This window comes from Flavobacterium sp. AK-345, from assembly GCF_058310175.1.
Genome location: NZ_JBZEER010000009.1, coordinates 40,067 through 55,015 on the forward strand (window position 1 = coordinate 40,067; position 14,949 = coordinate 55,015).

General features: G+C 32.6%; 13 protein-coding genes. 8 read left to right on the forward strand and 5 right to left on the reverse strand.

The window, feature by feature from the left end; genetic code table 11:
- Window positions 1-4: 4 nt before the first annotated feature.
- The gene (gene sufD, locus AC4FQ3_RS16080; RefSeq protein ID WP_042564757.1) at window positions 5-1,321 is read left to right on the forward strand and encodes a Fe-S cluster assembly protein SufD; all 1,317 of its coding nucleotides are present in this window, start codon (window positions 5-7) and stop codon (window positions 1,319-1,321) included.
- 291 nt (window positions 1,322-1,612) lie between these two features.
- Here sufD and AC4FQ3_RS16085 read toward each other — a convergent pair whose 3' ends face one another.
- Window positions 1,613-2,962 carry a serine hydrolase domain-containing protein gene (locus AC4FQ3_RS16085; RefSeq protein ID WP_491182508.1) on the reverse strand — a complete coding sequence of 450 codons (1,350 nt, stop codon included), beginning with the start codon at window positions 2,960-2,962 and terminating at the stop codon, window positions 1,613-1,615.
- Between the two features lie 220 nt (window positions 2,963-3,182).
- On the opposite strand from AC4FQ3_RS16085, the gene AC4FQ3_RS16090 reads away from it, so the two are divergent.
- From AC4FQ3_RS16090 to AC4FQ3_RS16120, 7 genes are all read left to right on the forward strand, one after another.
- Entirely contained in the window at window positions 3,183-4,397 is a 1,215-nt protein-coding gene (locus tag AC4FQ3_RS16090; RefSeq protein WP_491182509.1) for an aminotransferase class V-fold PLP-dependent enzyme, read from the forward strand.
- 13 nt (window positions 4,398-4,410) lie between these two features.
- Window positions 4,411-4,836, forward strand: coding sequence for a hypothetical protein (locus tag AC4FQ3_RS16095; protein WP_042564761.1), 426 nt, complete (start codon window positions 4,411-4,413; stop codon window positions 4,834-4,836).
- Between the two features lie 2 nt (window positions 4,837-4,838).
- Window positions 4,839-5,261 carry a SufE family protein gene (locus AC4FQ3_RS16100; RefSeq protein WP_491182510.1) on the forward strand — a complete coding sequence of 141 codons (423 nt, stop codon included), beginning with the start codon at window positions 4,839-4,841 and terminating at the stop codon, window positions 5,259-5,261.
- A 116-nt stretch (window positions 5,262-5,377) separates the two neighbouring features.
- Entirely contained in the window at window positions 5,378-5,788 is a 411-nt protein-coding gene (locus AC4FQ3_RS16105) for a GxxExxY protein (RefSeq protein WP_302094223.1), read from the forward strand.
- A gap of 95 nt (window positions 5,789-5,883) precedes the next feature.
- Complete coding sequence (locus tag AC4FQ3_RS16110) at window positions 5,884-6,207, forward strand: SUF system Fe-S cluster assembly protein (protein ID WP_017494560.1); 324 nt, start codon at window positions 5,884-5,886, stop codon at window positions 6,205-6,207.
- Between the two features lie 73 nt (window positions 6,208-6,280).
- The gene (locus AC4FQ3_RS16115) at window positions 6,281-6,790 is read left to right on the forward strand and encodes a DUF2480 family protein (protein ID WP_042564764.1); all 510 of its coding nucleotides are present in this window, start codon (window positions 6,281-6,283) and stop codon (window positions 6,788-6,790) included.
- A 79-nt stretch (window positions 6,791-6,869) separates the two neighbouring features.
- Complete coding sequence (locus AC4FQ3_RS16120; RefSeq protein ID WP_491182511.1) at window positions 6,870-7,820, forward strand: DUF3078 domain-containing protein; 951 nt, start codon at window positions 6,870-6,872, stop codon at window positions 7,818-7,820.
- Between the two features lie 166 nt (window positions 7,821-7,986).
- Here the strand turns inward: AC4FQ3_RS16120 and hflX are convergent, their stop codons facing one another.
- The 4 genes from hflX to AC4FQ3_RS16140 form a co-directional block, all read right to left on the reverse strand.
- The gene (gene hflX / locus AC4FQ3_RS16125; RefSeq protein WP_491182512.1) at window positions 7,987-9,231 is read right to left on the reverse strand and encodes a GTPase HflX; all 1,245 of its coding nucleotides are present in this window, start codon (window positions 9,229-9,231) and stop codon (window positions 7,987-7,989) included.
- A 189-nt stretch (window positions 9,232-9,420) separates the two neighbouring features.
- Complete coding sequence (locus AC4FQ3_RS16130; protein ID WP_042564767.1) at window positions 9,421-10,287, reverse strand: hypothetical protein; 867 nt, start codon at window positions 10,285-10,287, stop codon at window positions 9,421-9,423.
- 129 nt (window positions 10,288-10,416) lie between these two features.
- Window positions 10,417-11,772: a DUF5689 domain-containing protein gene (locus AC4FQ3_RS16135; protein ID WP_491182513.1), complete on the reverse strand. Its 1,356-nt coding sequence runs from the start codon at window positions 11,770-11,772 to the stop codon at window positions 10,417-10,419.
- 21 nt (window positions 11,773-11,793) lie between these two features.
- Window positions 11,794-14,625, reverse strand: a complete 2,832-nt coding sequence (locus AC4FQ3_RS16140; protein ID WP_491182514.1) for a TonB-dependent receptor — start codon at window positions 14,623-14,625, stop codon at window positions 11,794-11,796.
- Window positions 14,626-14,949 lie beyond the last annotated feature (324 nt).

Here is a 14,949-nt window from a genome sequence, read left to right on the forward strand (position 1 = left end):
GAAAATGGATTTAAAAGAAAAATTAGTATCGTCTTTTATGGCTTTTGAAGAGCGTGTCGATGTACATTCAGATTTGCATGACATTCGCACAAATGCCTTAAAAAACTTCGAAAATAAAGGTTTCCCAACCAAAAAAGAAGAAGCTTGGAAATATACATCGCTAAACGCCATTTTAAAAAATGACTTTACGGTTTTTCCTAAGCAGGAAAATGCAATTGAATTTAATCAGGTAAAAAAATACTTTTTACACGAAATCGACACATATAAATTAGTGTTTATCGATGGTGTTTTCAGTTCGCATTTGTCTTCTACAACACATGACGGAATCGATGTTTGTTTGATGTCATCGGCATTGACCAAACCAAAATATAAAATGGTAATTGATACTTACTTCAACCAAATTGCAAGCAAAGATGACAGCTTGACTTCGTTAAATACTGCTTTTGCATCTGAAGGAGCTTTTATCAATATTCCGCAAAAGAAAGTAGCTGATAAACCAATTGAGATTATGTATTTCTCAACAGGAAATGAAGCTGCGTTAATGGTTCAGCCAAGAAATTTGGTTATTGTGGGTGAAAATTCACATGTTCAAATTATCGAGCGTCATCAGAGCTTAAACGAAAATCCAGTTTTAACCAATTCGGTTACAGAGATTTTTGCTCAAAAACGCGCGATTGTTGACTATTACAAAATTCAAAACGATAATAGCGAAGCTAATTTAGTTGACAACACTTATGTTTCTCAACAACAAGAAAGTCATGCTTATGTACATACTTTTTCATTTGGAGGAAATCTTACGCGTAACAACTTAAATTTTTATCATTTTGGTGAAAGATTGACAAGTACTCTTAACGGAATTTCTATCTTAAACGACAAACAGCACGTTGATCATTATACTTTGGTAAACCACGCAACGCCAAATTGCGAAAGTTTCCAGGATTATAAAGGAATATTTTCTGATCGTTCTACAGGAGTTTTCAACGGAAAAGTTTTGGTAGAAAAAGAGGCTCAGAAAACAAATGCTTTCCAAAAAAGCAACAACATTTTATTGAGTGACAAAGCAACTATCAATGCAAAACCACAATTGGAAATTTTTGCTGATGACGTAAAATGTTCTCACGGTTGTACCGTTGGACAACTTGACGAAACTGCAATGTTCTACATGCAATCTCGTGGTATTCCAAAAAAAGAAGCTAAAGCTTTATTGATGTACGCATTCTCAAATGCAGTAATCGAAAGCATTAAAATACCGGAATTAAAACAAAGAATTACTAAAATTATTGCCATGAAACTGGGCGTGAATTTAGGATTTGATTTGTAGTTTAGTTTTACCACAAAGTCACAAAGGTTATACAAAGTTCGCAAAGGTTTATACAAAACTTTGCGAACTTTGCGCTTTTTACCTGGCTCTTTAGATGTTAAATTTTTAATCTCTTACTGCAATAATAAACATTATAATTCCAATAAAAAACAATACAATACCTCCTAAAAAACAAAATGTATTTATTATCGAATAACCTAGATTAGTAGAATAACCTAAGCCGATTGAAAACCAACCTCCAATTATCATTAAAACCGACTGTAAAACTTTGTTCTTTATCATAACTATTGTTTATTTCTTCACACTTTCAATAACCTCTTTCAAAAACCCATTAAAGTCAAAGCTTTTGTCACCTTCTCTAACTCCCATTCTCACAATTACCATATCTAAAGACGGAATAATCGCCACCATTTGTCCTTGGTAACCACTGCAATAAAACATATCACGCGGAACATCCGGAAATTTACCTCCAGCGTTTAGCCAGAACTGCGCGCCATATTTCCCTTCAGAAGTATTTGTTGGTCTTGCTGTGTATTTTACCCAGCTTTCGTCTAAGATTTGTTCGCCGTTCCAGTTTCCTTTTCTTAAATATAATAATCCAAATTTTGACCAGTCCCTTGGCGTTGCCCATCCGTAAGACGAACCAACAAAAGTTCCGCTCATATCTTGTTCAACTATCATCGAATTCATTCCGATTTTGTCGATTACGGCACTATACCAAAAATCAAGATATTCTTGTTGTGTTTTAAACTGATTTCTTAAAATTCTGGATAATAAATTAGTTGTTCCAGATGAGTAATTCCAATGTGTGTTTGGTTTAAACTGCGCTGGTTTATCCAATTGCACTTTTCCCATATCTTCAGCCTGAAAAAGCATTTTTGTCGCGTCGCAAATCGTACTATAATTTTCTTCCCATTCTAAGCCGGAATTCATGTGAAGTAAATCGTTTATTGTGATAATTTTGCGATCGTCATTTTGCCATTCTGTAATTGGTGCCGGTTTATAAATGTCTATTTTCCCTCGTTTTTGAAGCACTCCAAAAGCCGAACTAGTAATACTTTTTGTCATCGACCAGCCTAAAATTTTACTGTCTTTATTAAAACCGGTATCGTATTTTTCGGCAATCAATTTATCTTTATATAAAACTACAACCGCTCGTGTACGTTTTGATTTCCCTCCTGTTTTGTCGAATGCATTTTCTACAGCGCTCTTTAATTTCGAATAATCTACATTTGAAAACGTAGTGTCTTTTGGCTCATTATTCCCGTAAGGAAAAGGAAGATTATTAACTAATTTTGTTCGTTTTGGTAATAAATAAGGTTTCGAAATATCGTAATCATCATTAATCAAAGTTGCTCCCAGACCTTCTCTGTAAATTGCCTTTCTTTCTTTTAGACCATAAACATTAGAAGTCGCAAACTTTCCGGCATCATTAATTGAATTTGTCGCCAAATCAATCATGTCAATATCATTGTCTGTTTTTTCGATTAATTCTTTCGAACGATTATCAATAAAATGTCCCGAAGCAATACTTTTGGCTGAAAAGCCGGAAATTAAATCCAGTTTTAGATAAGTTGTAAATCCGAAATACAGAAATGCGAGAACTAAAACGAGAACGAGTAATTTTAGAAATTTTTTCATAAATGATGCAACTATTTTTAATGCAATATAATTAATTTATGGTCACGATTTTAGGAGTCAATTTTGAATTACATTTCATATAATTGAAAAAATAGAATTAAAATTACATAATTGATATTTACTCCTCCAATCGATCGTACCATAAAAGGAAATTATAGTTTTAATTGAGAAACCAATTTAGTTTTAGTACTTTTGTAAATAGATTTTTTCTAAATAAGACATGCTAGATATTCAAAAAATAAGAGCTGATTTTCCAATTCTTACACAAAAAGTAAACGGAAAACCATTAGTATATTTCGACAACGGAGCAACTTCGCAAAAACCACAAATTGTGATTGATGCCGAAGTCAAATATTATCAGGAAATAAACGCCAACATTCATCGTGGTGTTCATACTTTAAGTCAATTAGCTACTGATGCTTACGAGGTTTCTCGTGGCAAAGTGAAAGACCATATAAATGCAAAATTTGCTCACGAAGTACTTTTTACTTCGGGAACAACATTCGGAATCAATTTAGTAGCCAACGGTTTTGCCTCGATTTTAAAACCGGGTGACGAAGTTATTGTTTCGTCTTTAGAGCATCATAGTAATATTGTACCATGGCAAATGTTATGCGAAAAAACAGGCGCCATTTTAAAAGTGATTCCGATTAATGAAAACGGAGAATTAATCATCGAAGCTTTTGATGCTTTACTTTCAGAAAAAACAAAAATTGTTACGGTAAATCATATTTCGAACGCATTAGGAATCATCAATCCTATCAAATATATTATTGATAAAGCACATGCAGTTGGCGCTGCAGTTTTAATTGATGGCGCACAGGCTGTTCCGCATTTAAAACCTGATGTTCAGGAATTAGATTGTGATTTTTATGCTTTTTCCGGACATAAAATGTGTGGTCCAACCGGAACCGGAATTTTATACGGAAAAGAAGAATGGTTAAATAAATTGCCTCCTTATCAGGGTGGCGGTGAAATGATCAAAGAAGTGACTTTCGAGAAAACAACTTACGCCGATCTTCCTCATAAATTTGAAGCCGGAACTCCAAATATTGCCGGAGGAATTGTTTTAGGAACTGCTGTAGATTATTTAAATAATATTGGTTTTGAAAATATTCAACAATACGAAAACGAACTTTTAGAGTACGCTACAAAACGTTTACTTGAAATAGAAGGTTTGAAAATCTACGGAACCGGAAAAAATAAAGCTTCGGTCGTTTCGTTTAATATTGATGGAATTCATCCATACGATATTGGTTCGATTATCGATAAATTAGGAATTGCCGTTAGAACCGGTCATCATTGTGCACAGCCTATTATGAACTTCTTCTGTATTCCGGGAACCATTCGTGCTTCGTTTTCATTTTACAACACAAAGGAAGAAATTGACCAAATGGTAGAAGCCGTTAAAAAAGCACAAACCATGTTAAGCTAAAAAAAACATTTTTATGAAAATAATATCTTTATTGCTCTTAGTTATTTGTATTGGAACTGGTTGTTCAAGCCAAAAAAAAGCAGATATGACATCAACCGAAATAGAATATTCAGCTGTTTCTCGAGGGTTATACAAAACAGTAGTAGTTAAAAATCAAACTGTTTCAATCACAAACACCAGAGGTGGAGAAGCTGTAGAAAGCAAAATAGATACTGCAAAGTGGAACAAAATTGTTTCCGAATTTGAAAAAATAAATTTAGATAGCATTCCAAATTTAAAAGCACCAACTGAAAAACGTTTTTACGACGGTGCTGCAATTGGAAATTTAAAAATAACCCAGAATCAGAAAACATACGAAACTAAAGGTTTTGACAATGGTTTTCCTCCAAAGGAAATTGAGAAACTGGTTAATTTGCTGACTGATTTTACGAAAGAATAGTTATGACAATAAAAGAAATACAAAACGAAATAATAGATGAATTTTCGATGTTTGATGATTGGGTACAGCGTTATGAGTACATCATCGAATTAGGAAAAAGCCTTCCATTAATCGAAGAAAAATATAAAACCGACGAGAATTTAATCAAAGGCTGTCAGTCAAAAGTTTGGTTACACGGCGAAGAAAACAGTGATAAAATTATTTTTACTGCTGATAGTGATGCTATTTTAACGAAGGGAATTATCGCAATTTTGATTCGTGCCTTCTCCAATCAAAAAGCAGCAGATATTATAAATGCCGATACTGATTTTATTGATGAAATTGGTTTAAAAGAACATCTATCGGCAACTCGTGCAAATGGTTTGGTATCTATGATTAAAAACATCAAAATGTACGCTCTGGCGTTTAATGCAAAAAATAACTAAATTTCTTTTTTAAACCATATTAGTTATATAAGTTCATATAAAAGAATCTTATAATTTATTCTGTAAAAAAGTAAGTTTTATCTTATTTTAATTGTTATTATTGCTCAAAAAAATAAATGATAACAAAGAAATATTTAACTGATTTAATATACCAAGTTAATGGAGCAGCGATTGAAGTTCATAAAAATATTGGGCCAGGACTTTTAGAAAGTATCTATCATAAATGTATGATTAAAGAATTGTCTTTGAGAGGTATTGATTTTCGATCAGAATTAATAATACCAATTGAATACAAAGGATTAGAATTAGAATCAGATTTAAGATGTGATTTATTCATTGACGATTGCTTGGTTTTAGAACTCAAATCAGTTGATAAAATCATACCAATTCATGTTGCAAAACTAATGTCTTATATGAAACTTTTGAAATCCCCAATTGGATTAATGATAAACTTCAATGTAACAAATATTTATCACGAAGGTCAAAAAACATATGTCAACGAATTATATCGCTGGCTGGAAGATTAAAAAAAGAAAATAAAAACATCTATATTTTAATATAAGCGTCTAGTTTTAAATGAACTTATATAACTTATATGGTGAGAAAAACAAAAAACAAAAAAATGGAACAAGAAATAGACACAAACGAATTAGGAGAATCAATTGTAAAAGTTTTAAAAGGCATTTATGATCCTGAGATTCCTGTTGATATTTACGAATTAGGATTAATTTACGATGTAATGGTGAATACAGATTACGAAGTAAAAATCTTGATGACGTTAACATCTCCAAACTGCCCGGTTGCCGAAAGTTTACCGAGAGAAGTCGAAGAAAAAGTAAAAACGATCGAAAACATTAAAGATGTTGATGTTGAAATTACTTTTGATCCGCCTTGGAGCAAAGATTTAATGAGCGAAGAAGCAAAATTAGAATTAGGAATGCTTTAATAAAAATTTGTTTCAGGTTTCAAATTTCAAGTTCACGCAACCTGAAATTTGAAACCTGAAACTAACTTTTCATATGGAAGAAATTATCAATAAAGTCGCTAATAGCGCTTTGGAAGTTTTTGATCTTGAGGATTATTATCCAAAAGGACATCGTGTGCAAATCGATATTTCACAATGGCTTTTAGAAGGTTTTTTATTGAAAGAAAAAGACTTTAGAGAGCATTTAAAAAATCATGATTGGTCGCAATATCAGGATCAATACGTTGCTGTTCATTGCAGTACAGATGCTATTATTCCAGCTTGGGCTTTAATTTTAGTGGCGGTACAATTGGCTCCTTATGCCAAAAAAGTAGTTAACGGAACTATCGAAGATCTTGACGGAAGTTTATACGAAGAAATTTTACCTACAATAGATTATTCGGCATACAAAAACAAGCCTGTAATCGTAAAAGGCTGTTCCAGAAAACCTGTTCCTATGCGTGCTTATATTTTGGCAACTACATATTTGCAGCCATTTGCCAGAAGTATTATGTACGGAGAAGCATGTTCTGCGGTACCTTTGTACAAAGAATCTAAGAAATAACTTTCTTTTCTACTTAATATATCCTTAACTTTTCTACGGTTTTTAGTATATTTGTTAATATACACTTAAACTAGATACGATGAGAAAGATAACGTTATTAGCCTTCATTTTATTAAACTTTACTTTTGCTCAGGCCCAAAATACTGAAAAGGAATTAATTCAAAATACCGAAAAAGCAGTAAAAAAAATAAATGATACAATTGAAGGTGAAGGTTGGAAAACCAAAGGAACTGTATCGCTTTTATTAAATCAATCAAGTTTTAATAACTGGATAGCCGGAGGCGAAGACAGTTTCTCAGGAACTCTTGGAATCAACTACGATTTCAACTACAAAAAAGATGATTTAACCTGGGACAACAAAATATTAGCTTCATACGGACTTCTGCAAACCAGAAATGCTGATTTCGAAAAAAAAACAGATGACCGCTTAGAAATAAATTCAATTGTTGGTAAAAAAGCCCTTGGTCAATGGTATTATTCTTATTTTCTGAATTTTAGAACGCAATTTACCACAGGATATATTTATGGTCAGGATGAAAACGGTAAAGAAATAAGAACCGAAAGCACCAAATTTATGTCTCCTGGTTATCTTACAACAGGTCCCGGTATTTACTGGACAAAAGATGCTAACTTAAAAATAAATTTTGCCCCGTTAACATCAAAATTCACCTTTGTAGACGGTGCTTACACATCCGGAATTGATCAGAAAACTGGTTTGCCATATGTTGACGGAGATTATTTTGGAGTTGATGCCAATAAAACTATGCGTTACGAATTAGGTTTCTATTCTTCCCTTTATTATAAATTGGCAATCATGACGAATGTAACTGCCGAAAACACTTTAAACTTATATTCAAATTATCTTGAAGATCCACAAAATGTAGATATTGATTACTCATTAAATATTGTCATGAAAGTCAATAAATATTTATCGGCTAATTTATCATTTCAGGCTATTTATGATGATAATGCCTTTCAGGGTTTCCAAACGAGAGAAGTATTTGGTTTAGGAATTAATTTTGGATTTTAATATATAAAACCAACTTTACCGCAAAGAGCGCAAAGTTTTTTTTAAAAGTTCAGTTTATATACTAAAAAAGTTCGCAAAGCTATATATTGATTTAGCTTTGCGAACTTTATGTTTTATGATATCTATAATATAAAATCTTTGCGCTCTTTGCGGTAAAAAAATTTATTTATTCTTCATCTTGTTCTTGTTCTTCTTTTTCGATTGCATCTTTATAATCCGGATACAAGAACTTATTATAAGGGAATCTCGTAATATGAATCTGGCGAACAGCTTCGTAAACGCGTTCTCTAAATTCCTCAAAATTCTCTTTATTAGTAGCCGAAATAAACAAGGCATTATCTTCACCTAAACGATGCATCCATGTTGCTTTCCATTCGTCGAGCGTGTAATGTCTTGGAGTTTTCTCCGTCATTAAATCATCCTCATCAATCGTCAAATGTTTATAAGCATCAATTTTATTAAAAACCATAATAACAGGTTTTTCATGAGCTTTAATATCCTGCAAAGTCTGGTTTACAGATTCGATATGATCCTCAAAATCGGGATGTGAAATATCTACAATGTGCAACAACAAATCGGCTTCGCGAACCTCATCAAGTGTACTTTTAAAAGAATCAACCAATTGTGTTGGTAATTTTCTAATAAATCCAACCGTATCTGACAATAAGAATGGTAAGTTTTTAATCACCACTTTTCGAACTGTTGTATCAAGAGTTGCAAATAATTTATTCTCAACAAAAACATCGCTTTTACCAATCGCATTCATCAAAGTCGATTTTCCAACATTGGTATAACCAACCAGAGCCACACGCACCATCGCACCGCGATTACTACGCTGAACCCCCATTTGTTTATCGATTGTTTTGATTTTTTCCTTCAACAACGAAATCCTGTCACGTACAATACGTCTATCCGTTTCAATCTCCGTTTCACCGGGACCACGCATACCAATACCTCCTTTTTGACGCTCAAGGTGTGTCCATAAACCGGAAAGTCTTGGTAATAAATAAATACATTGTGCCAATTCTACCTGTGTTCTTGCGTAAGAGCTTTCGGCTCTTTGCGCAAAAATATCCAGAATCAAATTGGTTCTGTCTAAGATTTTACAATCAATAATTTTGGAAATATTCTTTTGTTGAGATGGCGATAATTCATCATCAAAAATTAGAGTCGATATGTCGTTTTCTTTTATGAAAAGATTGATTTCTTCAATTTTACCCGTACCCATAAAAGTCTTAGGATTCGGGCGTTCCATTTTTTGCGAAAAACGTTTTATAACTTCACCACCAGCGGTAAATGTCAAAAACTCTAATTCGTCAAGATATTCGTTTAGTTTTTCTTCACTTTGATTTTGAGTAACAATACCTACAATGGCTGTTCTTTCAAAATTTATAACTTCTTTTTCTAACATAGCTTTGAATAAGGTGCAAATTTAATGATTTGTAAGCTACTAACGCTTATAGAATTCTGTTTTTAAGTTCTATTTAAGAATTTGACTTTTTATAAAAAATAAAACCATTTAGAAATTAAGATTCATAAAGAGTTTATTCTAAATGAAACTTAACTTTTAAATGGTTAAAAGTCTATTTTAAAAGTCTGTTTATTCGTAAATAAAAGTCTTTTCTGTCTTTACAATTCCGTTCTCTTCAAGTTGAGAACAAGAGATTGGAAAATTTAATTTATTGTATTTGTATTTTTTGCTTACACCAACCAAAACTGTCGATGAAGGACTAAAATTTGTCTCGTTATTGTATGAAATTGATTCAAAAGCAAATTCTTCTTCGTGATAAGAAATCATTGGAACAATTACTTTGTAATTATCGCCAAATAAATTCTGAACGATTAAGGCATCTACAGATTTTTTGTCATCAAAAGTAAATGTTTTAGATATTTTATCTCCAACCAAACCTCTGTGTCTTACAACATTATCATTGGTGTAAGCATATTCGATTTTACCAATAATCGCCTTATTTCTATCACGAGAAGTACGTCTTACTATAATTCCGTTTTCAACAATATATTCAATGTCTTCAAGAATATTCTGGTGATTTGTGCTTTTTTTAGTAATTACTTTTATTCTTGCTCCTTCATAAGTAAAAGTTACAGTCTTTGTAATATAATCACTGCCTTCCTGATATTTTTTTACAAATTTTGTAATGTTGTTATCAGCATTATAGGTATAATTTACAACTTCTTTCCAATCGCTTCCTACTTTGTCTTTTACTGTCATATCCAACAATCCTTTTGGGTTATAAAAGAAATGCTGCACAACATCTGAAGTAGTAATTGTTTGAATTTTACCATCTTTAAAAACGACTGTTTTGTTTACAATTTCACCGTCTTTAAAGTTTTGGTAATTTGTTTTTACAATGTTAATCTGTTTTAATTGAACAGGTTTGTCCTGATCCTGACTTTGCACTAAGCATGGAAAAACCATCATTATGATGGCAATAAAATAGGTTTTCATAGTATTTGTATCAATTTGGGATGACCAAAATACAAAATTCTATCAAATTTTAACAGTTTGTAGTTTAAAAACTATACTTTTTTACCAAATCAACTAGAAATCAGTCAATTAATTTCACTATTAAAAAACTTATTCTTCCTTTTCTCCAAAAATCTTAACATCATCCACCATAAAAGCACCATTAAGCGTTTTGTCTTTACCAGAACCAATGTATTTAAAAGCAATATGAATATTTCCCGAATAAGCAGATAAATCAATTCCTCCTGAACTCATAAATTCACGAGCCGGCGATGACAACGAAGGAAATCTGGCTTCTAATTTTGTCCATTTTGCTTTGCTAATACTTGATCCGTCAAAATTGGTTGACACATAAACTTCTAAAGAGTTCAAAGGTGAATCTACTTTTAAATCATGTTGAGCACTTCTAAAAGATAAGACTGCATTTTTATAACCTTTCATATTAATTTTAGGAGAAACAAGCCATGCAATATTTTCTGCAGCAGTTGTACTTGTGGTATTAAACTCGGCATATCCATTACCGGCATACAGCATACTTTTCCACAACTTTGATGCTTTTTCTACAATATTGCTCCAACCTGCAAGAGCAAAATTGACATTGTTTTTTACAGATTGGAAATCTTCTGAAAAGAACGGAACGCTTCTCTTTCCTGTCATTACAACATCAGTTGCGAATCTGGGCATTAACTGATAATCTGAACCAAATTTTGTCAATATACCACGAACTTTTCCACTTCCATCGGGCACAATATTACTGGCGAAATTGGCATAACTGCTAGTTCTAAAGATAAGCTGATTTCCTGTTTTATCACTTAAATTCCAGTTAGTAGCACCGCCTACATTATTCGATTCCTCAAAATAATGTCTGCCAATTGCGGCTTCTGCAAACTGAACATCTTTTAACTCTATTAATGTATTTAATCTGCTCTCATTTATTGCTTCTTCTATCGAAATTTGCTGTACTAACTGATCTTCTTCAATAACGTTACAGGAAGCATTCAGAACATTTTTATAATCATTTTGCGAAATTCTTCCAATCGTTGGGTCGCCTGCGTTACTTACGTATAAACTTCCAATACGCAACGCACCATAATACGAATCTGTAAATTGATCTTTAAGCTTTATGTAAACTTTATTTCCGATGCGAAAATCTATGTAAGTGTTTGTTACATCAACGGGCGTACTAAATCCTATTGCCGGTATTTTGTCAGTAGCTAATGTTTGAAAGGAAATTGTTTTAAAAAAATTCCCACCTTCATCACTTGATACAACGTAAGCCTCAATCACATCATCATAACTATATACTTTAGGAGTTGAACCAGAAATGTTTTTAACCTTTTCAACTGTTTGATTTATTGTTATATCCGGCTGTGTGCAACCTAATTTAGGGATTTCTACCTCACTGCTACAAGAACAAAAAATGAGGAAAAATGATGCGAAAAATGAATTTAAAAATCTGTTTTTCATAAAGAATCTGTTTTTTAAGTTTTATAAATTGATGGCAAGATTGACAAAATATGTTCTTCCATATCCATAATAATATTTAGGTCCAAACGATGGTGTTCCGCTTGAAATATCCTGATTAAGGGCTCTGAAATTGGCATTTCGGGCTTGCTCAAAACCTCCTGTTTTATAAGTGCAATCAAGAACATTATTCACGCTAATAAAAAGTCCGATATTTTTCCCATAAATACGCCAGGATTTACCTCCTGATATATTGAGTAATGAAATGGGGTCAAATTTTTCTTGTTTCAATAATTGTGATGCCCGCTCTTCTGTTGCTTCAGGAAAAACAAGTCCGCTTATTGAGTTTTTATAAAACCTGGCTGTTCTGGCAATTGGCGAAACATCAATATAGCTTTCTGTTAAATAGTTAATATTCGCTGCAAGCCACCAAAATTTAGGATCACGATATTCTAATCCTAATGAATAAGCTTGTTGAGGCATTCCGGATTGTTTATAATTTTTAAGATATGATTCTCCAAAATCAAAAGCTTGCAAATCTCCTTTCGCTGCATTTGCATCATTTGTTATCGAAACATTCGGGTTACTTACGTAAGTGTAATTGCCGTAACCTGCTGATAAAGTTGTTTTTAATGTTGATGAAATTTGATATTCAAAACTCAGTTCCAATCCAATGTTCTTCTTATCAAGCCCCGTCAATGTCTGACTCACAAAAGCATCTGTATTATTATAGCTTGCACCTCTGTCAAAAATCCCTTCGGCATAAAAAAAGGAAGTTTTCGCTGTGTTTTCTATTAAAGTGTAATACGCTGTAATTCTTGTTTTAAGTTTAGGTGAGCGAAAAACATAATTCCCTTCAACACTACTTATGTTTTCATTTTCAATACCTGCAACAATTGAATTATTTAAACGAGAATTTGAGAATGTATTTCGAATTGAAGGAGCTCTTGTAAGATGCATTCCGTTAAAAAACAACCATTGTTTTCCCGAAATTTTATACGTTAATCCGCCTTTGAAACCAAAATTCTCAAAATTCACTTTTTCACTTTTTCCAAGAGAAGTAGTTGGATAAATTCCGTTTTGGTACAATCCTTCTCTTTGATAATCTGAAACAGAATAAGATTGTGCCAAATAGAAATCAATTTTTTTGTAGTTGAATTTAAACTGTGTAAAAGCTTCAATTGTTGTTGCCAGAAAATTATAGTTATAGCCATATGTATCACCTTCTTTTACCCGACGATTTGGATTCTGTAAATCTGATTGTGCTTCATTTCCAGTATAAAAAGCATCAATATCTTCAAAATATTGCCCTCCGAGTAAATCTAAAAGATATTGAAATTGATGTGATTTTAAATTCCTAAATGTGATTCCACCATCAAAAGCACTGTTTTCTGTAAGTTGAATATTCAGGTTTGTATTGGCTGCAAATGTTTTATCATCCGTTCGGTCTTCATATAAAACGTAATGACTTTGTCCGGATTCATAACCTGTAATTATTCCTTCTGAGTTTTTTATTGATTTCTGATTGGCACGATACAGTTCGTCCCAATTGATTTGAGAATTCTGTAAAAATATAGTTCTGCTTTTTTCGGCATTTTCATAATCCGGAGTAAATTCTCCCGAAAACTCGCCATTATCTTTTGCGTAAAGTGAAGTATAATAACTAGGTAATTTTCGATAATAAACAGGATCGGGACTATTTGTATTTTGATAATCAATTGTACTGTTCCCTACTTTTCCAAACTGATACATCACAGCTGAGTTCAAATTTGTTTTTTCATTTATTTTATAATAATGATTAAGCATCAACAATGGTTCTTCGATCTTCTTAATTCTTGCATTGCGTTTCTCTCCATTCTGAAAACCCCAATACGAATTATATTTTTCGTTTGTCAATTGTGTAACTTCATTAGTATTGGCTGAGTTTTTTCCGCGCGAACCCGGCGTATAAAATCCGGTGAAGTTTAGAGAGTGTTTATTGTTTAACTTCTTTTCGACACTTATAAAAAAAGATTCTGCATCAAAATTAGTTCCGTCAAAATAGCCTTCATTTCCAATACGTTTTCCTGCAGAAATAGCAAAAGCCCAACCGTGAGAATTCATTCCCGATGCATAAGTACCAATGGCCCGCCAATTATAACTTGTATTGCTTCCTGAAAACGAAAGTCGGCCCCCTTTTCTGTATAATGAAGCTCTTGTCGAAATTTGTTGAGTTCCTAATATTCCGCCAAAAGTATAATCTGATGAAGCAGCTCCTATTGAAAATTCCTGATTTCGAAGTACGTCGTTCAAGCCTCCCCAATTGCTCCATTGTGGCCTGCCATCATATAATTTATTCATGGTCATTCCGTTAAGCATCATGGTTCCGTTTTCGCTATCGAGACCACGAATCCTGAATCGGGCCTGACCCCAACTGAAAGCAGAAGCCTGCATAAAAGCATCTTTCGAAGATTGTAAAAGGCCCGAAGTCATTTCAGAAGAACTATTGTCATCAGACAAATCACTTTCTAATAAGGTGATTAATGTTCCCGGAATTTCATCAGAAAAACTTTCTTCCATCTGCAATGTTCCCAGATTAACTATTCCCAGATTTGAGCTAACTTTTAGAAGCAAATCTTTATAACCCTGACTACGTAATAAAAGCAATTGCTGCCCTTGCAGTGCCACATGTAATTCGAATTTTCCGTTTGGTTTTGTAAGTTCTGTAATAGAAGAATTTTGAATGCTTACAATAACATTTGAAAGTGGATCTTGCGTTTTAGCATCAAGTACTAATCCGGAAATAACTGTTTCCTGTTGTGCAAAAACCAGACTGAAAGGCAATAAAATAAAAAAGATTAAGTACTTTTTCCTCATGAAAAACCAATTTATTTGAATAAATATTTTTTGAACGAAAATGAATTTGGTGAAAATTCATTTCAATTCCTCATTCAAAGAATAAAATTGATTTTTGGGATAGAGTCTGAAAATTCAAATGTAAAACAAAAAACAATAAATAAGTTATTTCTTGTTAATTATTTTTAAACAAGTAAACTACTTCTCGAAAATTAGTAGAGTAGCAAGTTTTTTTTAAGATAAAACAAAAACTTTGAATTACTCATTACCAGTGACTTTTACCCCGAGGTTTAGCAGATGGAATTTAAAAATTTGAATTTATTTTGAAATCGTTGTAACCTTAAT